This window comes from Martinezella multihospitum (assembly GCF_900094585.1).
Classification (GTDB): Bacteria; Pseudomonadota; Alphaproteobacteria; order Rhizobiales; family Rhizobiaceae; genus Rhizobium; species Rhizobium multihospitium.
On the sequence record NZ_FMAG01000004.1, the window covers coordinates 697,824 to 719,295 of the forward strand.

At 59.5% G+C, this 21,472-nt stretch carries 16 protein-coding genes and 1 pseudogene; 10 read left to right on the forward strand and 7 right to left on the reverse strand.

What is annotated here, in order from left to right; all coding sequences use genetic code 11:
• Positions 1-205: 205 nt before the first annotated feature.
• A pseudogene (locus tag GA0061103_RS35420) lies at positions 206-337 on the reverse strand (AraC family transcriptional regulator); the annotation flags it as partial.
• A 201-nt stretch (positions 338-538) separates the two neighbouring features.
• On the opposite strand from GA0061103_RS35420, the gene GA0061103_RS19350 reads away from it, so the two are divergent.
• The 6 genes from GA0061103_RS19350 (at position 539) to GA0061103_RS19375 (ending at position 8,374) form a co-directional block, all read left to right on the forward strand.
• A complete protein-coding gene (locus tag GA0061103_RS19350) occupies positions 539-1,555 on the forward strand; it encodes an ABC transporter permease (protein ID WP_092713928.1) in 1,017 nt (338 codons plus the stop codon).
• Positions 1,556-1,585: 30 nt separating this feature from the next.
• On the forward strand, positions 1,586-2,605 hold the full coding sequence (locus tag GA0061103_RS19355) for a sugar ABC transporter substrate-binding protein (RefSeq protein ID WP_092713930.1): 1,020 nt from the start codon (positions 1,586-1,588) through the stop codon (positions 2,603-2,605).
• A gap of 12 nt (positions 2,606-2,617) precedes the next feature.
• Positions 2,618-4,735: an ABC transporter permease gene (locus GA0061103_RS19360; RefSeq protein WP_092713932.1), complete on the forward strand. Its 2,118-nt coding sequence runs from the start codon at positions 2,618-2,620 to the stop codon at positions 4,733-4,735.
• Positions 4,732-5,826: a YncE family protein gene (locus GA0061103_RS19365; RefSeq protein ID WP_092713934.1), complete on the forward strand. Its 1,095-nt coding sequence runs from the start codon at positions 4,732-4,734 to the stop codon at positions 5,824-5,826. Before GA0061103_RS19360 ends, GA0061103_RS19365 begins: the two co-directional genes overlap by 4 nt.
• Before the next feature lies 1 nt (position 5,827).
• Positions 5,828-7,321, forward strand: coding sequence for a sugar ABC transporter ATP-binding protein (locus GA0061103_RS19370; RefSeq protein ID WP_092713936.1), 1,494 nt, complete (start codon positions 5,828-5,830; stop codon positions 7,319-7,321).
• A gap of 156 nt (positions 7,322-7,477) precedes the next feature.
• Entirely contained in the window at positions 7,478-8,374 is an 897-nt protein-coding gene (locus tag GA0061103_RS19375; RefSeq protein ID WP_092713938.1) for a LysR family transcriptional regulator, read from the forward strand.
• A gap of 6 nt (positions 8,375-8,380) precedes the next feature.
• On the opposite strand, the gene GA0061103_RS19380 is transcribed toward GA0061103_RS19375, so the two are convergent.
• A complete protein-coding gene (locus GA0061103_RS19380; RefSeq protein WP_092713940.1) occupies positions 8,381-9,877 on the reverse strand; it encodes an aldehyde dehydrogenase family protein in 1,497 nt (498 codons plus the stop codon).
• A 147-nt stretch (positions 9,878-10,024) separates the two neighbouring features.
• Between GA0061103_RS19380 and GA0061103_RS19385 the strand changes: the two genes are divergently transcribed.
• Positions 10,025-10,771 carry a glucose 1-dehydrogenase gene (locus tag GA0061103_RS19385; protein ID WP_092714399.1) on the forward strand — a complete coding sequence of 249 codons (747 nt, stop codon included), beginning with the start codon at positions 10,025-10,027 and terminating at the stop codon, positions 10,769-10,771.
• 10 nt (positions 10,772-10,781) lie between these two features.
• Positions 10,782-11,879 (forward strand): isocitrate/isopropylmalate dehydrogenase family protein, encoded by a 1,098-nt coding sequence (locus tag GA0061103_RS19390; protein WP_092714401.1) that lies wholly within the window; start codon positions 10,782-10,784, stop codon positions 11,877-11,879.
• A 77-nt stretch (positions 11,880-11,956) separates the two neighbouring features.
• On the opposite strand, the gene GA0061103_RS19395 is transcribed toward GA0061103_RS19390, so the two are convergent.
• Together GA0061103_RS19395 and GA0061103_RS19400 are read right to left on the reverse strand one after the other, a co-directional pair.
• Positions 11,957-12,307: a KluB gene (locus GA0061103_RS19395; protein WP_092713942.1), complete on the reverse strand. Its 351-nt coding sequence runs from the start codon at positions 12,305-12,307 to the stop codon at positions 11,957-11,959.
• Positions 12,297-12,566, reverse strand: coding sequence for a type II toxin-antitoxin system ParD family antitoxin (locus GA0061103_RS19400; protein WP_092713944.1), 270 nt, complete (start codon positions 12,564-12,566; stop codon positions 12,297-12,299). Before GA0061103_RS19400 ends, GA0061103_RS19395 begins: the two co-directional genes overlap by 11 nt.
• A 261-nt stretch (positions 12,567-12,827) precedes the next feature.
• On the opposite strand from GA0061103_RS19400, the gene serA reads away from it, so the two are divergent.
• Positions 12,828-14,066, forward strand: a complete 1,239-nt coding sequence (serA, locus tag GA0061103_RS19405) for a phosphoglycerate dehydrogenase (protein ID WP_092713946.1) — start codon at positions 12,828-12,830, stop codon at positions 14,064-14,066.
• A 72-nt stretch (positions 14,067-14,138) separates the two neighbouring features.
• On the opposite strand, the gene GA0061103_RS19410 is transcribed toward serA, so the two are convergent.
• The 3 genes from GA0061103_RS19410 to GA0061103_RS19420 form a co-directional block, all read right to left on the reverse strand.
• On the reverse strand, positions 14,139-17,273 hold the full coding sequence (locus tag GA0061103_RS19410) for an efflux RND transporter permease subunit (RefSeq protein ID WP_092713948.1): 3,135 nt from the start codon (positions 17,271-17,273) through the stop codon (positions 14,139-14,141).
• A gap of 53 nt (positions 17,274-17,326) precedes the next feature.
• Positions 17,327-18,550: an efflux RND transporter periplasmic adaptor subunit gene (locus GA0061103_RS19415; RefSeq protein ID WP_167376614.1), complete on the reverse strand. Its 1,224-nt coding sequence runs from the start codon at positions 18,548-18,550 to the stop codon at positions 17,327-17,329.
• Between the two features lie 420 nt (positions 18,551-18,970).
• The gene (locus GA0061103_RS19420; RefSeq protein WP_092713952.1) at positions 18,971-20,458 is read right to left on the reverse strand and encodes a GMC oxidoreductase; all 1,488 of its coding nucleotides are present in this window, start codon (positions 20,456-20,458) and stop codon (positions 18,971-18,973) included.
• Positions 20,459-20,580: 122 nt separating this feature from the next.
• On the opposite strand from GA0061103_RS19420, the gene GA0061103_RS19425 reads away from it, so the two are divergent.
• Entirely contained in the window at positions 20,581-21,468 is an 888-nt protein-coding gene (locus GA0061103_RS19425) for a sugar phosphate isomerase/epimerase family protein (protein WP_092713954.1), read from the forward strand.
• Positions 21,469-21,472: the final 4 nt, after the last annotated feature.

Here is a 21,472-nt window from a genome sequence, read left to right on the forward strand (position 1 = left end):
AGAGGACAAGCCGCCGATTCCTCGTAACTGGCGACCCCACTGTTTGAAACGAAGGCTCAAGGGACAATGACTTGAGCGTTTCGGCGAGTTTGCGAGTTTGTTCGGTGTTCGTGTTCATGCCGCCAACATGAACAGGACGCGCAAAAGCTCGACCTGAAACGCGTTCTGGCTCGTACTCGATCGCGATCTGGTACTTCTTTGCCCTCTACTGCCTCGAAACAGTCTTCTTGCGCCACTCCAGAGGCGTTATCTCCGTTACCCAGCGAAATTCACGATTGAAATTGGATTTCGTCTGAAAGCTCACCGCATACATGACCTCGATCATGGATTTTTCCGTTTCTCCGGTTTCGGATGGACCCCTTCCACGTAAACACCGCCCCCATCTGGCGCTCGGAACTGAACAGCGTTTCAGAAAAACGAAATTGCTCAACTGACATTCAGGGAAGATGGTTGTTGTCGGAGGCTCGGCCAATGCAATGGCTGAGTGCGGGTGATCTATGACCAGACGGGGAACCATCTCGCGGTCGAGGGGAGGCATATGGTGAGCGGCAGCAAAAGCGCCGGCACGACGAGCGGCGGTACGCCTAAGAAGCCCGTCAAGCTGAGCCAGGAAGCCGTTGTTGTCGGCATTTCAATCTTATTGTTTTTGATTTTCTCCATCGGCCTCAACAACTTTCTGTCGGAAGGCAACATCATCGCCCTGCTGAAGAATGTGTCGATCCTCGGCACGCTGGCAGTGGGCATGGGGTTTGTCGTGGTCGGACGCGGCATCGACCTGACCATGGTGGCCGTCATGGTCGTCGGCGTCGCATTCAGCATCTGGCTTTCGTCCTGGGGTATCGATTTCACGCTGGCGGTACTGATAGGCGCGGTGTTGGTCGCCTTGATCGGCCTATTTACCGGCATCATGATAGCCTTTGCCGACATCCCCCCGATCTTCGCGACGCTGGCCATAGCCTCCTCCGTCTATGGTTCGGGCCGGATCGTCTTCTCCTCCGATGTGCTCTATGCACCCAATAATGTCGCCTGGCTTAAATGGATCGGATCGGGAGCAATATTTGGGATCCCGGCTTCGGTCGTCATCTTCGGCGCGGTAACGGCGATCATGGGCCTCTTTCTCAGGAAGACGCGCTTCGGACGGCTGGTCTACGCGACCGGCGACAATCCGAGCGCGGCGCGCAACATGGGTCTGCCGACGCGGCCGATCATCGTGACGCAATATGTCATCAGCGCGCTGATTGCCTTTACCGCTGGCCTGATCATGACGGGCCTTGTCACCGGCATCAACACCCGCCTCTACAATTCCAGCCTGATTTATGACGTGCTTCTGGTGGTTGTGCTTGGCGGCATCGGCCTGTCCGGCGGGCAAGGCGGGGTGCGCAACGTCGTCGTCGGCACGATCCTGGTCGGCATTCTCACCAATGGTATGACGATCCTGAACTTCAGCTACACCAGCCAGAACCTCATCAAGAGCGTCATTCTGCTGAGTGCGCTTGCCATCGATGCGATCATCAATCCACGGGATGAGCAGACCTCGCAAAGTGGGGATATCTAAAATCTCGAGACGTCCAATAGGGAGGAAACTATGACGGTTCTCAAGAAAATACTGATGGTCGTCGGCCTGGGCGCCGCCGCACTCTTCACGGCTTCGACCATCGCATCGGCGCAGGAGACCGACCAGGTCGGCCGCCAAGCCTATATTGACTCGATAAAGGGCAAGAAGGTCATTTTCGTGCCGATCTCTCAAGGCTTCGATCTTAACCAGGCCTGGGTCGCCGTCTGGCAACGGCATGCCGCCCGCTACGGCTTCAAGCTTGAAGTGCGCGACCCTAATGGCGATACCAATGCCGGCATTCGCGCCATGCAGGGCGCAATCGCCGAAAAGCCTGACCTGCTCATCGTTCAAAATCCCGATGTGCAGACCTATGCTCGCCTGCTCAAGCAGGCGCAACAAGCCGGCATCAAGGTGCTGCAGGTCAACATGCAATCGGCAACCCAGACCGACAGCTATGTCGGCAATGACTGGATCGAAATGGGTAAGCTGGAGATGACGGAGCTCGCCAAGGCCTGCACCGGTCCGAAGGCGCCGTCGCACAAGGTCGTCTGGCTCGCAGGCGTGCAGACCGGAGCCGCCAACATCTTCATGCGCACCGGCATCGATGAGATTTTGAAGCAATATCCCGAACTTCAACTCGTCTCCGACCAGCCGGCCGATTATTCCAGCGAAAAGGCCCGCCAGATCACGGAGACCGTCTTGCAGCAGCATCCAGACCTCTGCGGGATCATGGGAATCTGGGACAATGCAGAGGTCGGCGCCGGAGCTGCGGTCGCCGCAGCCGGCAAGCAGGACCAGGTGACGATCGTCACCAACGGCGCCGGCAGCGACACGGGTTGCCAAAGCATCAAGAACGGCCTCCTGGACGTGATCTACAATTTCAACGCGCCGATCCAGGGAGAAATCGCCGCGCAGCAGATTTCCGAGCTTCTGCAGCATCCCGATCGCCAGGCCGGCAGTGAAAAGACGATCTTCTTCGGACCGATAACCCGCGTCGACAAAGCCAACGCAAGCGGCCGAAACTGCTGGAAGCTCGACGAGCTCAAGTAACGGAACGAACAGATGAGCATGGCTGAAAGCCTGATACGATTGCGCTATCGCGTCCTCCCCGACCATGTGGTCGGGGAAATCCTCGCGAAGAAATGGATCGACAGCGTCATTCCCTTTCTCGCGCTGATCCTGCTGTGTGCGATTTTCGGTTCGATCGTCCCAGGATTCTTCGACGTTACGACGTTGACCAATCTCAGCGGCCAGACCGCTGAACTGGGCCTGATCGTGCTCGGGCTGACGATCGTCATGATATCGGGAGGTATCGATCTCTCGATCGGATCGACCTTCGCTCTCACTGTGCTCGCCACGCTTTACGGCATGAATGTCGGTCAATGGAGCTTCGGTGTCGGGCTCGCCGCCACCTTGGCCGTGGGCGCTGCCTGCGGGGCGATCAACGCCTTCATGGTGGGCATTCTGCGGATGCGCGCCTTCCTGACCACACTCGTTACACTAATCATCTTTCGTTCGACCTTCGAAATCATCTTCCCGCACGTATCGACGGCGCTAGTGACGAGTTCCCCGGATTCGCCGCTCTACGATTATCTAGGCCTCGGCCACATCGGCGGTATTCCCATATCCTTCGCCTTCTTTGTTGTCGTCGCGATCATCGTGCACATCGTGCTATCGCGCGGCCGCTACGGCTGGCGGCTATTCGCCGTCGGCGGCGCTCGCCGATCGGCCTACAATGCCGGCATCAACGTGCGTTTGACCGTGTTCAGCGCCTATGTGGTCTGTTCCGTGTTCGTCGCGCTCGCCGCCTTCCTGTTCTGCGCCCGCATCGGAAGCGCTGCCTCCGATGTTGGCTCCGGCCTCGAGCTCCAGGCGCTGACGGCCACCGTCCTCGGCGGCATTTCTCTCGGCGGCGGCCGCGGCTCGGTGGCGAAGGCACTGATGGGGGTCGTTTTCGTCCTTGTCCTTTCCAACAGCCTGCTGACGCTTGCCGTACCCGGCCCGGTCAATGACCTGACCCTGGGCTTCGTACTGCTTGCCTCGGTCTTCCTCGATGTCCGGTGGGTCAAAAATCGCCATAAGATCCTGCGCAGCGTTTATATCTCGCCCACCTTTGCCAAGATGCCGGAGGCGATTTCGACCGCCGTTGGCATGCCGATGGCAGTCAATGATCGCCTGAAGGATGTCGGCGTGATCGGACTAGGCATCCTTGACGGCGCCGAGGACGTGATCTTCGACCGGGAAGACCGGCTCTATACCGGAAGCCGGCAAGGCGAGATTCTGCGCTTCTATCCGCCCGACTATACCCGCCGCGAAGTCTTTGCCCATATCGGCGGCGCACCGCTTGGCATGGCCTTCGATCGGCAGGGCAATCTCGTCGTCTGCGTCGCCGGCATGGGCCTTTACCAGGTGTCGCCGGCGGGTGAAGCAAAGCTTCTCACCGCCGAGACAAATCGTAGCCTGACATCGGTCGTCGACGACAGCACGATGAAGCTCGCCGACGATTGCGACATCCTTCCCGATGGGCGGATCGTGTTTTCCGAAGCGACCGTACGCTTTGAAATGCACGACTGGTATGCCGATGCGCTTGAAAGCCGCGGCAACGGCCGCATCATCGTTCATGACCCGGCAAGCGGCGTTACCGGGACGTTGATTTCCAACCTCGTATTCCCGAACGGCGTCTGCACGTCCTTTGACGGGCAATCGGTCCTTTTCGCCGAAAGCTGGGCGTGCCGGATCAACCGCTACTATTTTGCCGGACCCAAAGCCGGCAAGCTCGAACGGGTGATTGAAGGGCTGCCAGGCTATCCCGACAACATAAACCGCGCGTCCGACGGCACCTATTGGCTGGCATTGATGGGTATGCGGACACCGGCACTCGACCTGTCACTGGAAATGCCCGGCTTTCGCCGGCGGATGGCACGGCGCGTGTCCGAGGACGCCTGGCTGATGCCCAATCTCAACACCGGTTGCGTGCTGCGCTTTAGCGAAAAAGGCGAGATCCTCGAAAGCTTCTGGGATCAGACGGGCGAAAAGCATCCGATGATTACGTCAATGCGCGAGCATAAGGGCGTGCTTTATCTCTGCGGCATCTTCAATAACCGGATGGGCACGCTGCCGCTGCCGGGCGCCGACAAAACCTGGTTCAGTACCGATTCCTACTGGGGCAAACCGGCATGAAACCATTCGGAGAATTCCTCGATCGATTCCTGGGCCGCGGCGCCTGGGCCGTTACCGTCCCGACATTCGACGGGCCACTTTTGCCGAACCAGCGGCTGGAAGAGGCCGAGACGCTTGCGCTGCTCGAAGCCGCGGACAATTTGATATCGACGCCCAAGGGCATTCTCGCCTCAAGCGGTAGGCGCCTTCTGCGCATCCAGGCCGATGGTGGCATCGAGGAGGTTGCCAGCTTTCCCCAGGATATCACGGCGCTCGCCACGGCGCGCGGCATGACGGCGCTCGCACTCGACGGCGAAGGCATCGTTATCCGTGGCGGGGCCCACGATGGCGCAGCCTTCAAGAGCGCAGCCAATGTCAACCTCGGTTGCGTGACGGCGCTGACCTTCCTGAATAACGACACATTGCTCGTTGCCAACGGCTCGACAACATCTGGCGTCTGCGGCTGGCGACGTGATCTCATGCAAAAGGGTTGTTCCGGCAGCCTGCTGAAGATTGATCTCGCGGCGCGCAAGATCGAGCTCGTGAAATCAGATCTTGCCTGGCCGGCAGGCGTAGCAACAACCGGCTCCAACCGCATCTTCGTCAGCGAAGCATGGCGACATCGCGTCATATCGATCGATCTCGCTTCCGGACAGGTTGAAAACGCGCTTGAACACCTGCCCGCCTATCCAGCGCGCATCGCCCCGGCCTTCGATGCAGGCTATTGGCTGACTTTCTATTCGACGCGCAACCAGCTGGTGGAATTCATTTTACGCGAAGATCGCTATCGCGAACGCATGCTGGCGGAGGTTCCGGAGGCGTTTTGGGTGGCGCCGTCACTGAGTTCCTGGAGCTCTTACCAGGAGCCGATGCAGGGCAGCCAGCTCAAGCAGATGGGCGTCCTTAAACCCTATGCCGTGACCCGCTCCTACGGCCTTGTGGTCAATTGCGACTCGCAGATGCGGCCCTTGGCGAGCTTTCATTCGCGTGCCGACGGCAAGGCGCATGGAACTGTAGCGGCCTGCGAACATGGCGACGATCTGATCGTGGCTTCGCGCGGCGGCTCGAAGGTCCTCAGGCTCTCCGGGGCAGCGAACGGGCAGCGAGGCTGATATGGGCAATATCATCGAATTCAGGAAAGCGACCAAGACCTTCGGCGGTATAGCGGCCTTCCGCAATGTCGACTTCACGCTGGAGCCCGGTGAGATCCATGCGCTCCTTGGCGAAAACGGCGCGGGAAAGTCGACGCTGACCAAGGTGATGTCAGGGGTCTATCGCCTCAGCGAAGGTAAGCTCCTTTATGATGGCCGGGAGGTGGATTTCGGTTCGCCGTCGGAAGCCTTGAAGGCGGGCATCGCCATGGTGTTCCAGGAAACCAACCTGGTGCCGGCAATGACCGTAGCGCAAAACCTCTATCTGGGCGAGGAAAAGCTATTCAATCGTCTGCGCGGCCTCAATATCCAGGCCCGGCAGTTCCTCGTCGGCATGGGGTTTCAGGTCGATCCGACCGCACAGGTGGGCACGCTCGGCGCAGCTCACAAGCAGATGGTCGAAATCGCCCGCGCCGTGCATCACAAGGCGAAGGTCATTATTTTCGACGAGCCGACGGCGACACTGACACCTGAGGAAAAGCGCCATTTCTTCAATCTTGTCGGCCGGCTGGTCAAGGCCGGCGTGGCGATTGTCTTCATCACCCATGCGCTTGAGGAAGCACTGCAGGTCGCCAACCGCATCACGGTGATGCGCGACGGTGAAATCGTCGCCACCGGCAAGGCCGGAGACTTCAGCCGCAATTCCATCGTCCAGGCGATGGTCGGCCGCAACCTTTCCGAGACTCTGCACGGATCGGCAAAGCGCGTTCCGCGCAGCTATGGCGAGAAGGTCCTGTCGGTGGAAAACTTGTCCTGCGCCGGCCTGGTGCGGAACTCGTCCTTTTCCGTGTTTGCGGGCCAGGTGACAGGCATGTTCGGGCTTGTCGGCGCCGGCCGAACCGAAATGGCCAAAGTGATCTCCGGCGTGATGAAGCGGAACCTGTTTCATGGCGGCGAAATCCGGCTCTTCGGCAAGTCGGTGCGCTATCGCGTCCCTCGGCCGGCCATGCTCGACGGGATCGTCTATGTTACCGAGGACCGCAAGCTCGATGGCTTCTTCGAGACGATGACCGGCGGCGAGAACCTGCAGATCGGCGAATTGTCCAATGGCGTCAACCCGTTCTCGATCGTTTCACTGGCGCGGGCCAAGGAGCTGGTCGCCGATTGGGGCACACGCCTCCAGCTCAAGCAGATCAACGATCAGGCGCGGATGATCGAGCTATCGGGCGGCAATCAGCAAAAGGTGGTGATCGCCAAATCGCTGATCCAGAAACCGAAACTGATCATTTTCGACGAGCCGACACGCGGTGTCGATGTCGGCGCCATCGTCGAGATTCATCAGCTGATCAGCGATCTTGCCGACAATGGCATGGCCGTCGTCGTCATTTCCTCCTACCTGCCGGAAATCATGGCCGTTTCCGACCGCATTCTCGTGGTCAAGCGCGGCCGCGTTGTCGAAGAAATGATGGCATCGGATGCATCCGAAGAGAAAATCATGTTTGCAGCCGTTCATTGATCCCCTCCCAATTTAAGCTTCCCAGCAGGTCGCTTGCGCTGAGCATCGCAGGCGGCTTTTTTCTGTGGCCGATCTTGTCATGATCGCATGGCGGAATATGCTCACACTCGGAGGAGTCGATCGGCATCGATCGGCGCAAGTGAGACCATAACAACCATGCCGAATATCAATCTGAAATTGCTGCAAACCTTTCTTCTTGCAGCGGAATCCGGAAGCTTTCGCAAGGCTGCGGAAGAAAGCAACCGGTCACCCTCTGCGGTGAGCATGCAGATCAAGGACCTCGAGGAGCAGATCGGCATCAGCCTGTTCACACGGACGCCGCAGCGGGTCAACCTCACCAATGAGGGCCAGGCGCTGTTCGAGGAGATCGGGCGGGCCATGGCCGATGTGCAGGCAAGCCTGGACAAGCTGACAGAGCTGGCCGCCCGCCGCAAAGGGAAAATCCAGATCGCTTGCGCCCCGACCCTTGCTACCAGCCGGCTCGGCGACATCCTGTCGACCTTCAAGCTGCGCTATCCGCGCAGCGTGGTCGAAGTACAGGAAACTCCGCCACAGGCAGCGCTTGCCATGCTGCAGCAGCAAGAGGTCGAGTTCTACATCGGCCCGGAGGTGCCCAACCTCAACGACTTCCATTTCGAATCGATCATTGACGATCCGCTGGTCGCGTGCATTCCCGAAGAGCTATACACCGGTGAAAAGACGATCCGGCTGGACGCAATCACCCAGTTCCCGCTGATCATGCTCAATCGCAAGACCGCCGTTCGCGGCCTCGTCGATCGCCTGACGCGCGAGGAAGGCATCGAGCTCAATGTTCAATACGAAGTCGAAAGCGCGCAGACCGCCTTGGCCCTCGCCTCATCCGGACTTGGTGTATCGATCGTGCCGGGCATCGCGCTCGGTCGGAATGTCGACAGCCGCGTCCGCGTCGTGCCACTCGACAATCCCAACGCCCGGCGGGCTGTCGGCATCATCACAACCCGTGGCTACGTGCAGCAGCGCTATGCCGAGCAGCTTATCGCCCTCATCCGCACCAATCTGCGCGGCGAGGGCTGAACCGCTCTAGTCGGTTTGTATCCACACGGCCTTGGTTTCGAGATATTCGTGAAGGTGCTCTATCCCGCCTTCACGCCCGTAGCCAGACATCTTCATGCCACCGAAGGGCACCGCCGGGTCGAGCGCGTGATACATGTTGACCCAGACCGATCCCGCCTTGATGCGGCGCACCAACTTGTGAGCCATTCCAAGATTCTGGGTGAAGATGCCGGCCGCCAGCCCATAGGGCGATGCATTGGCGCGCTCGACCGCCTCCTCGATCGTGTCAAAGGGCATCGCTGAAATGACAGGCCCGAAGATCTCCTCGCGGGCGATCCTCATCTCGTCCTTGACATCGCCGAACACGGTCGGCGCGATGAAGTTTCCCTTATCGTAGAGAGCCCCCGAAAGGCGCGTGCCGCCCGCAACCAACGCGGCGCCTTCGCTCTGCCCGGATGCGATGAAGCTCTCGACGACCTGCGCCTGGCGGGCGGAAATCAGAGGCCCGATATCGGTATCGGCATCGATCCCGTGGCCGATCCGCAGCGAACGGGCAAAATCGGCGACTTTGGTGACGAACTCATCGTGGATTTCGCGCGCCACGAACAAGCGCGAGCCGGCGATGCAGATCTGCCCAGAATGCGCAAAGACCGCCATCGCGGCGACGGGCACGGCCCGGTCTATGTCCGCATCACGGCAGACAATCACCGGCGATTTGCCGCCGAGTTCTAGCGAGACCCGTTTCAAGTTGCCGACCGCGGCACGAGCAATCGATTGCCCGGTGGCAGTGGACCCCGTGAAGACGATCTTGTTGACGTCGGGATGTTCGGCCAGCCGGGCGCCGGCGACCGAACCCTTGCCGGTCACGATGTTGACCACCCCGTCCGGCACGCCGGCTTCCTGCATGAGTTTGGCGATCAGCAGCGGGGTGAGCGGTGCATCCTCCGAAGGTTTCAGTACCACCGTACAGCCTGTTGCCAGCGCTGGAGCGATCTTCCAGATCGATGCTGCGGTAGGCGCGTTCCAGGGGATAATCGCACCGACGACCCCGATCGGCTCCCGACGGGTGAAGGTCACGATCTCGCCGGGAATTGAATTGTCGATCACCTCGCCATGAAGCGCGGTCGCCATGCCGGCATAAAACCGCAGCATGCCGATGACCCGCCGCTTATTGGCAAGCGTGCGCATGATCGGCATGCCCATGTTCAGCGTGTCGGAAACCGAAAGGCGCTCCCAGTTCTCCTCGAACAAGTCCGCGATTTTCAGCAGCAGCGTCTGGCGCTCATAGGGTGAGAACCGGGACCACGGCCCTTCGAGAGCCCGACGCGCCGCGGCAACGGCGCGGTCGACATCGGCGGACGCGGCCAGCGGAACCGTTGCAAGGACCGCCCCTGTTGCCGGATTATAGCTCTCGCTGACTTCGCCGGATTGGGCGGCAACCCATTGGCCGCCGATGAACATCGGTCGGAAGCCGCCATCGTAAAGCTCAGCCGCCATCCGCTTGGCGTCGAAAGTCAATGTCATGGCGCAGCCTCCCAGTTTCATTCTGCAGTCGATATTCACTATCAGACCGCCACAACACAAATAAAGAAACCTAAAAAGGCGTTCAGATAATCGGACTGTGAAATCGCTCCGAGTTATCCGATGCTGGAACAAATGGAGGGCCTTGATATGCGTCTTATGGGTAAAGTGGCGATCGTCACCGGTGGCGGATCGGGTTTCGGAGAAGGAATCGTCCGGAAATTCGTCGAGGAAGGTGCGCGCATCGTGCTCGTCGACCGCGACCTCGCCGCCGCGGAACGGGTAGCGACGCAGCACGATGGATCGGTGGCGCCGCTTGCCGGCGATGTCGCCACCCTCGACAGCCTCGCCGCCGCACGAGATCTAGCACTGACGCGGTTCGGCGGTCTGCACATTCTCGTCAACAATGCTGGTATCGGGCAGCCACCGATGCCGATGGAGGATATGGACGAGGGCCTGTTCGAGCGCATCTTCAATGTCAACATCCGCTCGATCTACAATGGAGCGCGGGCGGTGCTGCCGCATTTCAAGGCCGAGCGGCAGGGCACGATTCTGAACATCGCCTCCACCGGCGGCGTCTCCCCTCGCCCCAATCTCACCTGGTACAATGCCTCGAAAGGCTGGGGCATCGCTGCCACCCGCGCCATGGCCGTGGAGCTTGCACCTTTTGGAATTCGCGTCAACGCGATCAATCCCGTCGCCGGCGATACGCCATTGCTCTCGACCTTCATCGGCTCCGACAGCGACGAAAGCCGGGCGCGGATTGTCGCCACCATTCCGATGGGGCGGCTTTCGACACCTGCGGACATGGGCAACGCCGCCGCTTTTCTCTGCTCGGACGAAGCGAGCATGATTACCGGTGTCGATCTGAATGTCGATGGCGGCAAGTGCATCTGAAGAGGCCGCGATGAAGGATATCTATGAGATTGCCGTGGTTCATGGCGACGGCATCGGTCCGGAGGTCTGCGCGGCCGCGGTCGAGGTGGTCAAGGCGGCTCTGGGCAATCGCTCACATCTCAATTTCCGGGAATATCCAGCCGGTGCGGAGCATTTCCTCAAGACGGGCGAGAGCTTTCCCGAACCGACCTTCAATGCCTGCCGGAATGCTGACGCGATCCTGCACGGCGCCGGCGGGATACCGGGTGTCGTCCATCCCGATGGAACGGAGGCTGGGCTCGATTTTACGCTCAGGCTGCGTTTCGAGCTTGATCTTTATGCCAATATCCGGCCGATCCGCCTTTTCGAAGGCGTTACCTGCCCGCTTTCAGGCGTAAAAGCGGGCGAGATCGATTACATCATCCTGCGCGAAAACAGTGAGGGGCTCTATGCTGCGCGCGGCGCCGGCGTGCAGCTGCGCGGCGAACTTGCCGTCGACAGCCTGGTTCAAACCCGCTCGGGTGTCGAGCGGATCGTGCGCAAGGCCTTCGAGCTTGCGCGTCAATCGAACGGCGCCCCCAGGGACGGAGTGAAACGCGTGACCTGCTGCGACAAGGCCAATGTGCTGCGCAGCTACGCTTTTTTCCGGTCGGTATTCGACCGTGTCGCGCCGGACTACCCCGACATCGAGACGGAATATGTGCTGATCGATGCCATGACCATGCATCTCGTCCTCCAGCCAGGCCACTTCAACGTGATCGTCACCGAAAACATGTTCGGCGACATTATTTCCGATCTCGGCGCGGCGACCATCGGCGGCATGGGGTTGGCGCCCTCAGCCGAACTCGGTGATCGAAACGGCTTCTTCCAGGCTGCGCATGGTTCGGCACCCGATATCGCCGGCAAGGGCATCGCCAATCCCTACGGAACGGTGCTCTCGGCAGCAGCGATGCTCGATTGGTTGGGCACAAAACATGCCGATCGCGTGTTGTGTGAGGCCGCGACCAACATCAGAAACGTGACGAATACGGCTCTGGCTTCCGGTTGTCTCAGCGCCGACCTCCACGGCAGCTGGAAATCGGCCGACATCACTCAGTTTCTATGCGAACGACTTGCCCGATTGCATTGAACCGCTGCCGGCAGTCGAGCAAATCCATCTGGTGTTTGCGCGGGTGCAAGCACGAATCGTTCTCGCATTTTCAGCGCCTATTCCGGCTGGCCAAGCCGCTTCAGGAACCGACGCCGATGGTCTTGCCCGCCGAAGAAGATGGCAAGTACTCGAAGAACTTGCCTCTCTTCGTCGAGGTCGAAATAAAAGATGGCCCGGTTCTTGGTAACCTGCTGCAAGCCTGGGGCTATGTCGGGCAGAAGCGTTCCCTGGTATGACGCTTGGGCAAGTGCTTCCATGTCGGCTTCGATCGCGTGAAGGCGCTCTGCAGCACGATCGAAGGCGTCAGTCAGCGGATCGCCAAGCGCAATATAGGATTCGATCAGATGATCTAAGATCAGGCCGAGATCCCGGTCGCTGTCAGCGGAATGCACGACTTTAAAGACCATGAGATGCCTTCTTGGAGGAGATCAGCTCCTGGGTCCGCCAGCGACTTTCCTCCAAAGTCAGAAAATCACCTGCCTGACGCTCGGAAATCAGAGCTTTCAAGGCCGCAAGCTCGGCCGCCCTCAGCTCGGCTTCTTCGCGAACGAGCTCAAGTCCATGCTGCACGACGGCACTCAGGCTTGAAAAGCGCCCCTCTTCGACCAGCTTTCTCGCAAAGACGTCCTGCTGGTCGGAAATTGAGACCGATGCTTTTACCGACATCTCATTTCACTCCTTACTGCCGAGTAATATACTACTCAGTAGTATAACCGCCGTCGATCCACCCGTCTGATGAAGCCGTCGATCTGGCAACCCCGAGAAAACGAATATAGGCCCGTCACCATGTTGACTTGCCGGAACAAGGCTCTTGTCTACCGAGCGAATTGAGTTTGTTCTTGCGCTGTCCATCGGATGGTCTAAGTCATGTCGTCGTGGCGGCGCGCGACGTCGGCCTAATCGAATTTGACTATCGAAGGTAATTCAATGACCGGACAACTTTCTCTTCCCCGTGATCGGATTTCCGTACTTCTGCTGGAAGGGATCAGTCAGAGTGCGGTGGACTATTTTGCATCATCCGGCTACGTCAATCTCACTCATTTGCCGAAGGCCCTCGATGACAAGGATCTCAAGAGCCATATAGCCGAGGCGCATATCATCGGCATTCGGTCGCGCACGCAGCTCACGGAAGAGATTTTCAGCTCCGCCAAGAAGCTGATGGCCGTCGGCTGTTTTTCCGTGGGAACAAATCAGGTCGATCTGGATGCAGCCCGCCGACGCGGGATCCCGGTGTTCAACGCCCCCTATTCGAATACGCGCTCGGTCGCCGAGCTCGTCATCGGCGAAATCATCATGCTGACCAGACGGATTTTCCCGCGTTCGGCTTCCGCTCATGAAGGCGGATGGGACAAATCCGCCGAAGGCAGTCGCGAAATGCGCGGGAAAACGCTTGGTATCGTCGGCTACGGCAATATCGGCTCGCAGCTGAGCGTTCTTGCGGAAAGCATGGGTATGAACGTTCGCTATTTTGATCCTTCGGACAAGCTTCGCCACGGCAATTCAGAATCCATGGCGTCGCTCGGCGAACTGCTGGAAATCTCAGATTTCGTGACGATGCATGTGCCCGAAACCAGCTCGACGCAAAACATGATAACTGAGGCCGAGCTGCGCAGAATGAAAAAGGGGGCCTTTTTCATCAATAATTCCCGCGGGACGGTGGTCGATCTTGACGCGCTTGCGAGGGTTTTGAAAGAGGGGCATCTCGCAGGTGCGGCAGTCGACGTGTTCCCCAAGGAGCCGGCATCGAACAAGGAGCGCTTCGAAACGCCGCTGCAAGGTTTGGACAATGTGATCCTGACCCCGCATATTGGCGGATCGACCGAAGAAGCTCAGGAACGTATCGGAAGGGAAGTTTCTAGGAAGCTTGTGGAATATTCCGATGTCGGGTCGACGCTCGGCGCGGTCAATTTCCCCCAGGTTCAATTGCCGCCGCGTCCAAACGGCACGCGTTTCATCCATGTTCACGAAAATCGCCCTGGTATCCTGAACAGTCTGAATACGATCTTTTCATCGCGCGGACTGAATATCGTCGGCGAGTTCCTGCAGACACATGGCGAAACGGGTTACGTGGTTATCGAAGTCGAAGGCGTTGGCCAAACGGCGAATGAGATACTTGACACGCTCCGCCAGATCCCGGGAACGATACGAGCGCGATTGGTTTACTGACGGACATTGCCCCAGACCTGCCCCGCCCCGGTGGATTTCCGCGACCGGCATGAGGTTTACTGCTGCCCGGTCTTAGCGCAGGATTTTCAACTGCTCTTGCCCTACCTCCTCTCCGGGCGAGATCCGGCGGCTTTTGGTAAGCCACTTGGAAAATCCATCGAGATAGAGGTAGACAACGGGCGTTGTGAGCAAGGTTAGCGCCTGGCTGACAGCCAGACCGCCAAACATCGCAAAGCCCAAAGGCTGGCGAAGTTCCGATCCGGTCCCATGACCAAGCATCAGCGGCACCGCCCCCAACATGGTTGCCATGGTGGTCATCATGATCGGCCGGAACCGGATCAATGCTGCCTTGCGTATCGCCTGCTCGCTCGTCAGTCCCTCGCTGCGTTCTCCCTCGATGGCGAAATCGACCATCATGATGCCGTTCTTCTTGACGATGCCGATCAGAAGAATGACGGCGATCAATGCGATCAGGCTGAAATCGTAGCCGAGCAGCATCAGCGTTGCCATTGCCCCGACGCCGGCGGATGGCAAGGTGGACAGGATGGTCAGGGGGTGAATGTAGCTCTCGTACAAGACGCCGAGGATCAGATAGACAACGACGAGTGCGCCGAGCAGCAAAAGCGGGATAGAGGACAGGGACTGCTGGAATGCCTGGGCGGTGCCCTCGAAGCTGGTATTGATCGATGCCGGCAGGTTCATCTGACGCAGAGCCGCATTGATCCTGTCCGTGGCGACGCCGATGGACGTGCCTGCCGCAAGGTTGAAGCTGATCGTGACGGAGGGGAACTGGCTTTCATGGCTGATCTGCAGCGGCTGCACCGGCACGGTGGTCCAGTGCGCCAAGACGGAGAGCGGGACATCAGGGCCACTTGCAGATTTCACATAGAGCTTGTCCAGCGTACTCACGTCGCTCTGCAGGTTTGGCAGCACCTCCATGATAACGTCATAACTCGACAGCTGGGTGAAATATTGCGCTATCTGACGCTGGCCAAAAGCGTCGTCCAGCGTGTTGTCGATCGCTTCCGGCTGAATGCCGTAGCGCTGTGCTTGCGCACGATCGATGGTCAGCGTGAGGGTCGAACCATTCGTCTGCTGGTCCGACGCGACACCCTCGAGGCCAGGTAGCGTCTGCATCTTGGCGAGCACCTTCGGCGACCAGCTGTTGAGGGCCTCGATATCGGCGCTGGTCATGCTCATCTGATACTGCGTGCGTGATGCGCGAGCGCCGACGCGCACATCCTGCGCCGCCTGAAGGAAGAGGCGCGCGCCCTCAACCGTCTCCAGCTTTGGCTGCAGACGCCGGATGATCTCGTCAGCAGTCGCCTGACGCTGGTCGCGCGGCTTCAGCGTTATGAAAACCCGGCCTGTGTTCAAGGGATTGCCGACGCCGCCGACGGCCATGGCGACGCTCGCCACATCCGGATCCGCTTGAACGATGGTTCCGAGCTGCCGTTGACGGTCAAGCATCTTGGTGAAGGAAATATCCTGTGCCGCTTCGGATTGTCCGGTGATCAACCCGGTGTCCTGCTGTGGAAAGAAGCCCTTGGGTATCCAGATGAAGAGCAGCACGGAAAGGACCAGCGACGCAAAGAAGACAGCAAGCGTGATCAGGCGGAACCTCAACGCAAGATCGAGCGCCCATTCATAGCCATTCGTCATCGCATCGAACCCGCGTTCGCTCAAGGCGTAAAGCCGGCCGTGACGCGCATGTTCGTTGTCGCGGAGAAAGCGCGATGCCAGCATCGGTATCAGTGTCAGCGACACGAAGGCCGATACGGCGATAGTCATTGCGAGTGTTAGCGAAAACTCCCGGAACAATCGCCCAATGATGCCGCTCATCAACAGCAGCGGCAATAGAACCGCAACAAGCGAGAGGCTGATCGACAGGATCGTGAAGCCGATCTCGCCGGCACCCGTCATCGCGGCCTCGAAACCGTCCATCCCCTCATCGATATGGCGCTGGATGTTTTCGAGGACAACGATCGCGTCGTCGACCACGAAGCCGACGGCAATAGTCAGTGCCATCAGCGAGAGATTGTCGAGCGTGAAGCCGGCAATCCACATCACCGCACAAGCCCCGAACAGGGCAAGCGGCACAGTCAGGCTTGGGATGAGTGTGGCCCGGACGCTGCGCAGGAACACGAAGATGACGGCAACAACGAGCACAACCGTGATCAGAAGCGTCGTGCGCACGTCGCTGACGGCCGCCCGGATTGTCTGCGTCCGATCGCTGAGGACGCCGATCTTGATACCCGGCTGCATCGACGCGGTCAGGCGCGGCAGTTCGGCGGTGATACTGTCGACCGTCTGGATCACGTTCGCGCCCGGCTGCTTGAAGATGATCAGGAAGATGCCACGCTTGCCATTGGCCCAGGCGGCTTGTTTGTTGTCCTGCGCCGCGGTGACGGCCTGGCCGATGTCGCGGATATAGAGCGGCGAGCCGTTCTGATAGGTGACGATGACATCGTTCCATTTCGATGCGTCGGTCAGCTGGCCGTTGGTGTAAATGGTATAGCTTCGCGACGGGCCGTCGATATTGCCGGTGGGATTGTTTTCGGTAACGCCATTCAGCTGCGTCCGCACGTCCTCCAGCGTCAAGCCCCTGACTGCCATCTTGCTCGGGTCCAGCTGCACGCGGATGGCCGGCTTTTGCTGTCCGCCGTAAAGCACTTGCGCGACACCGGGAAGCTGACTGATCTGCTGGCCGAGCTTCGTTTCGACCTCGTTGTCGACGGTGGTCAACGGCAGGGTATCCGATGTCGCGGAGAGAAGAAGGATCGGCGAATCGGCCGGGTTGACCTTGCGATAGGTCGGCGGGCTGGGCAGGTTCGTCGGGAGTTGGCCGCTGGCGGAATTGATGGCCGCCTGCACATCGTTGGCGGCACCGTCGATATCTCGATCCAGATCGAACTGCAAAGTGATTTGCGTCGAACCCAGCGAATTCAGCGACGTCATCTCGCTCACGCCGGCGATCGAGGCAAAGGCGGTCTCGAGCGGCTGCGCGACCGACGAGGCCATGATGGTGGGGCTTGCCCCGGGCAATTGCACGGAGACCTGGATGGTCGGAAAATCCACCTGCGGCAGCGGCGCAACGGGGAGCAGCGGGTATGCCACTATGCCGACGAGCAGGATTCCCGCCATGATGAGCGAGGTGGCAATCGGATGCCTGATGAATGGAGACGACAGGCCACTAGACTGAGCCATGCAAGCTTCTCACTCTTGTAATTCAGTTGCACCGGAAACAGCGATTGTCAGGTTTACTGGGCAGCCATTCTTGTCGCGGGCGGCGCGTCCGCGGCAATCTGCTGCTTGGCATCGGCGACAAGGCTGCCGGGCTGCACACGATAGGAGCCGTCGGTCACCACCATCTCGCCAGGCTTCACGCCATCGGTCACCACGACATTGCCGTCGCCGGTCTCGGAGACCTTTATCGGGCGAGCCTGTGCCTTTCGGTCCGATCCAACGATGTAGGCAAACAAGCCATCGGGGCCGTGCTGCACGGCGTCGAGCGGAATCTGCACCACATTCTTCAGCGTCGAGACGCCCAGCCTGACCGTGACCGACTGTCCCGGCCAAAGCTGGTTGTCCGTATTCGCAAAGGTCGCCTTGAGATTGATTGTGCCGGTCCCGACATTGATCTGGTTGTCGATATACGAAAGTGCGCCCTGCGACAGCACGGTCTTCCCATCCTCGCTTATCACTTGAACCGGCACTTCGCCGGAAGCGAGCGCCTTGTCGACCGCCTGCAACTGATCCTGCGGGGCTGGGAAAATAACGCTGATCGGCTGGACCTGCTCTATGGTAACGATGCCGGTCGTATCGGTAGGCTGTACCAGGTTGCCCACGTCGATCAGGCTGAAGCCCACCCGCCCTGTGAACGGTGCAGCGATCCGGCAATAGGCCAGATTGACGCTGGCAGACTGGACAGCGGCTTCGTCTGCCTGCACCGTTCCCTGATCCTGCGCGACAAGCGCCACCTGGTCGTCCAACGTTACTTGCGGAGTTGTGTGCTGCGCGACCAGCTTGCTATCCCGATCGAGATCCACCTGAGCGCCTTTGAGCAGGGCCTGATCGTGCGCAAGCTGCCCTTTTGCCTGCGCCAGCGCGGCCTCGTAGGTTTGCGTGTCGATCTCCACGAGTGGATCGCCCTTGTTCACCATATGCCCTTGCGTGAAATCGATCTTGGCTATGCGGCCGGTGATCTGCGAATGGATGGTGACGGTGTTTAGCGCCTGAACCGTTCCAAGCTCGCTCAGATTGACGAGGAAATCCTCCGATCGAGCGGGAGCAAGGGTGACCGGGACGCCAGCGGCTTGAGCCGGCTTGACGCCATCTTTGGCCGCGGAGTGGTCAAACGCCGTTAGCTCACGTTCCACATAGGCTCTCTCTATCCACCCCGCACTGATTGTTCCGACGATAAGAATGCAGGCTATCAACGCTTTTGGGCTCTTAAGCCGAGAAGAACGCTGCAATTCGGCCATGTTCATCATTCCCTGAACGCGGCGACCGGGATTGGACGTCGTGAGGCAGCAAAGACGCTGGGTGATGGCGAATGTTTGGCCGCCGGATTGCACTATTGCGTGATCGTCCGGTGAGCAAAGCTGGACGAAGCCGTCGTCAGGCACAAAAAAGAGCCGTGCGCGTCCCGACCTCGCTTCGCTGGGAATACTATCTCCGCGAGAACTCGCTCCTGTTTTCAGGATATTTTGTCGTAAGCCTTCAAATCACGGATTTCAGCCATTGTCGGGCAGTATGCGGCATTAAACCCAAACGCTCTTGAAGGGAGCTGAACTATGGACCGGCAGGTCACCACCTCACATCCGGTCATAAGCTGCGATGCCAACCTGCTTTAGGCGAGACCGGCACCTGAGTTTTCCGTAATAGTTCAGCCTACCTGCCGATCAGGCGATACGGCGAGCGGCAGCGATCTGGCTGGCGCCGATACTGGCGAGAGCGACGCTGAACAGGGTCGGGTTGGTGGCGGTCTTCGTGGGAATGACGCCATTGCCGGCGACATAGAGATTGTCGAAGCCCCAGACCTTGGAGTTCCTGTCGCAAACGCTGGTGCCATCGTCACGCTCGCCCATACGGATCGTGCCCTGATAATGCAGCGACGAACCGACGGGCTGCACGAAGGTGGCAAAACCGGGAGCTGGGCGACCGATAATGGCGGAAATTCGCTGGGCATGGCCCTTGGCCTCTTCGAGGCGCGTCTTGTCGCCCTCCGACTGACGCCAATGGATGGAAATAGCCGGCAGGCCGAGCCAGTCGCGGCTGGTGTCATCGAAGATGACGCGGTTGTCGGCGCTGATATCGGAAGGCACGAAAACGCCCATGCCGATCGGCTGGCCGCTCATGTCGCTGGCATGCGGCATCGAGTGCAGGCTGGCCGGCGCGATGGTGACCGAATAGGGAAAATCTTTGGTGGCCGGAATCCAGCTCATCGCGGTCATCGGCACATCGGTCTGCATCTCGGTAATCTGCGAGACGATATAGTGGTCGTTGATGTAGCGGCCGAGCGCTTCGGGACGGATGCCTGATGCGTAAAGCAGCTGTGGGGAGTGCAGCGAGTCACAAGCAACAACAACAGTGCCGGCGCCAACGATGAAGGTTTCTTCCGAGCCGGCACGAGCAAGTTCGACACCTGTGACCTGGCCATTCTCATGGATCACGCGGCGGCAGGCGGTTTCAGAGAGAATATCAAAGCGCTCCTCCGGCTCGTCGACAAGGTCGCCGAGCACGACGTCAGTGCCATGATAGCGCAGGCCATCGGGACCGGGCGTTGCAGCGAGCGGCATCGGCTGGACGAAGCGATCGGGCGAGCGACCAGGGTTGAAGACCTCGCCCAGGCGTTCGCGCATGGCGATGGCCGCAACATCGCCGGCGCGCGGGTCCTTGTTGGTGCCGAGCAATTTTGCCGATATGGCCAGAGCCGTGCGCATCTCATCGCTGGGGATGAACGGCACGAGTTCGATCTCGGACGGGACCGGCGTGCCGGTCGACCATTTGGTGCCCATGCCGCCGACATTGGCTGCCGAGAAGCCGGCAAAGAGGTTCTCATCCTGGGCATCGGCATCATTGGCGATGAAAAGCCCCGAGCGGCGCAGCAACGAATGATCAAAGCCACCAGCGCGGCGGGCCTCCCATTCTTCCTTGTTGATCGGCAGGCGCGGGCTGCGGTCGCCGCCCTGGGCACGCACCTCGAAGGCAGCGCGTTCGCCAAGATCGAGAATATTGTCTAGATGTGCGCCCTTTTGCGGCAGAATCTGCGGGCCGGCTTCCACCATCAGAATACGCGCTTCCGGCCAGTTATTCCTGATGATCCGTGCATAGGCCGAGCCGGTCGGGCCACTTCCGATGATGACGACGTCGGCAGACTGACGAGACATTCCTGCTATTCCCCATTCTTAAATCAATTTGATTGCAAACAAAGATGTATCGTAGCCGAAGTCAACCGGGATTGTTAAGTTGCCGAACAAAGTTTTTATGAAAGCGCTCGAGGAGAGGCACGATGAAGGTAGGTCTGAGTTCATACAGTTTCCGTCCGTTGATGCAGAGCGGCGCCATGCAGATCGAGGATGTCTTTGCGTGGGTCGGCAAACATGGCGGCGATCATGTCGAGCTGGCGACGCTTTCCGTCGCGCCCGAAGGGCAGGATCTGCAATATGAACTCGCCGATGACGCGGAGATGCTGAAGCGGCTGACAGGCGCATCTCAGAAAAGCGGCATACCGCTTTCTGGCCTCTGCATGTCCGGCAATTTCATCGATGACGGCGAACGGGCATTCCAGCTTAACCGGCTGAAGCGCTATGTCGAGCTTTGTGACAAGCTCGGCGTCCGCTTCCTGCGCCACGATGTCGTGCCATGGTCGCTCCGCGCAACGGAGCCCGGCCAGTTCGAAGCGGCATTCCCGGCGATCGCCGACGCCACCCATGAGCTTGCCGCGCATGCCGGACGCTATGGCGTGACCACCAGCGTCGAGGATCACGGTTTCTTCATGAACTCGAGCGAGCGGATCAAGCGGCTTCTTCATGCCGTCAATCTGCCGAGCTTCAGGCTGACCGTCGATATCGGCAATTTCCTCTGCGTCGATGAAAATCCGCTCACGGGAACGCGTGCGTGCCTCCCTCATGCAAGTTTCGTCCACCTCAAGGATTTCTATGTGCGCCAGGTAGCACCTGGCGCGGACTGGCTGCAGACGGTCGGCGGCCAGGCAATCCGCGGCTCCGTCTTCGGCTATGGCGACCTGCCTGTTCAGTCGATCGTCGCGGACATCGTCGCTTCAGGCTACGACGGCTTCGTCTCGCTCGAATATGAAGGCAACGAGCCGACGCAATACGGTTGCGAAACCGGCCTGAAGAATGCGAAGGCGATGTTTGCAGCCGCTGCCGGCCGCTGACGAT

Excerpts from the sequence above, each read along its gene's own strand:
- GA0061103_RS19350 (WP_092713928.1), top strand. The coding sequence starts at position 539 with ATGGTGAGCGGCAGCAAAAGCGCCGGCACGACGAGCGGCGGTACGCCT.
- GA0061103_RS19355 (WP_092713930.1), top strand. The coding sequence starts at position 1,586 with ATGACGGTTCTCAAGAAAATACTGATGGTCGTCGGCCTGGGCGCCGCC.
- GA0061103_RS19360 (WP_092713932.1), top strand. The coding sequence starts at position 2,618 with ATGAGCATGGCTGAAAGCCTGATACGATTGCGCTATCGCGTCCTCCCC.
- GA0061103_RS19365 (WP_092713934.1), top strand. The coding sequence starts at position 4,732 with ATGAAACCATTCGGAGAATTCCTCGATCGATTCCTGGGCCGCGGCGCC.
- GA0061103_RS19370 (WP_092713936.1), top strand. The coding sequence starts at position 5,828 with ATGGGCAATATCATCGAATTCAGGAAAGCGACCAAGACCTTCGGCGGT.
- GA0061103_RS19375 (WP_092713938.1), top strand. The coding sequence starts at position 7,478 with ATGCCGAATATCAATCTGAAATTGCTGCAAACCTTTCTTCTTGCAGCG.
- GA0061103_RS19380 (WP_092713940.1), bottom strand. The coding sequence starts at position 9,877 with ATGACATTGACTTTCGACGCCAAGCGGATGGCGGCTGAGCTTTACGAT.
- GA0061103_RS19385 (WP_092714399.1), top strand. The coding sequence starts at position 10,025 with ATGCGTCTTATGGGTAAAGTGGCGATCGTCACCGGTGGCGGATCGGGT.
- GA0061103_RS19390 (WP_092714401.1), top strand. The coding sequence starts at position 10,782 with ATGAAGGATATCTATGAGATTGCCGTGGTTCATGGCGACGGCATCGGT.
- GA0061103_RS19395 (WP_092713942.1), bottom strand. The coding sequence starts at position 12,307 with ATGGTCTTTAAAGTCGTGCATTCCGCTGACAGCGACCGGGATCTCGGC.
- GA0061103_RS19400 (WP_092713944.1), bottom strand. The coding sequence starts at position 12,566 with ATGTCGGTAAAAGCATCGGTCTCAATTTCCGACCAGCAGGACGTCTTT.
- serA (WP_092713946.1), top strand. The coding sequence starts at position 12,828 with ATGACCGGACAACTTTCTCTTCCCCGTGATCGGATTTCCGTACTTCTG.
- GA0061103_RS19410 (WP_092713948.1), bottom strand. The coding sequence starts at position 17,273 with ATGGCTCAGTCTAGTGGCCTGTCGTCTCCATTCATCAGGCATCCGATT.
- GA0061103_RS19415 (WP_167376614.1), bottom strand. The coding sequence starts at position 18,550 with ATGGCCGAATTGCAGCGTTCTTCTCGGCTTAAGAGCCCAAAAGCGTTG.
- GA0061103_RS19420 (WP_092713952.1), bottom strand. The coding sequence starts at position 20,458 with ATGTCTCGTCAGTCTGCCGACGTCGTCATCATCGGAAGTGGCCCGACC.
- GA0061103_RS19425 (WP_092713954.1), top strand. The coding sequence starts at position 20,581 with ATGAAGGTAGGTCTGAGTTCATACAGTTTCCGTCCGTTGATGCAGAGC.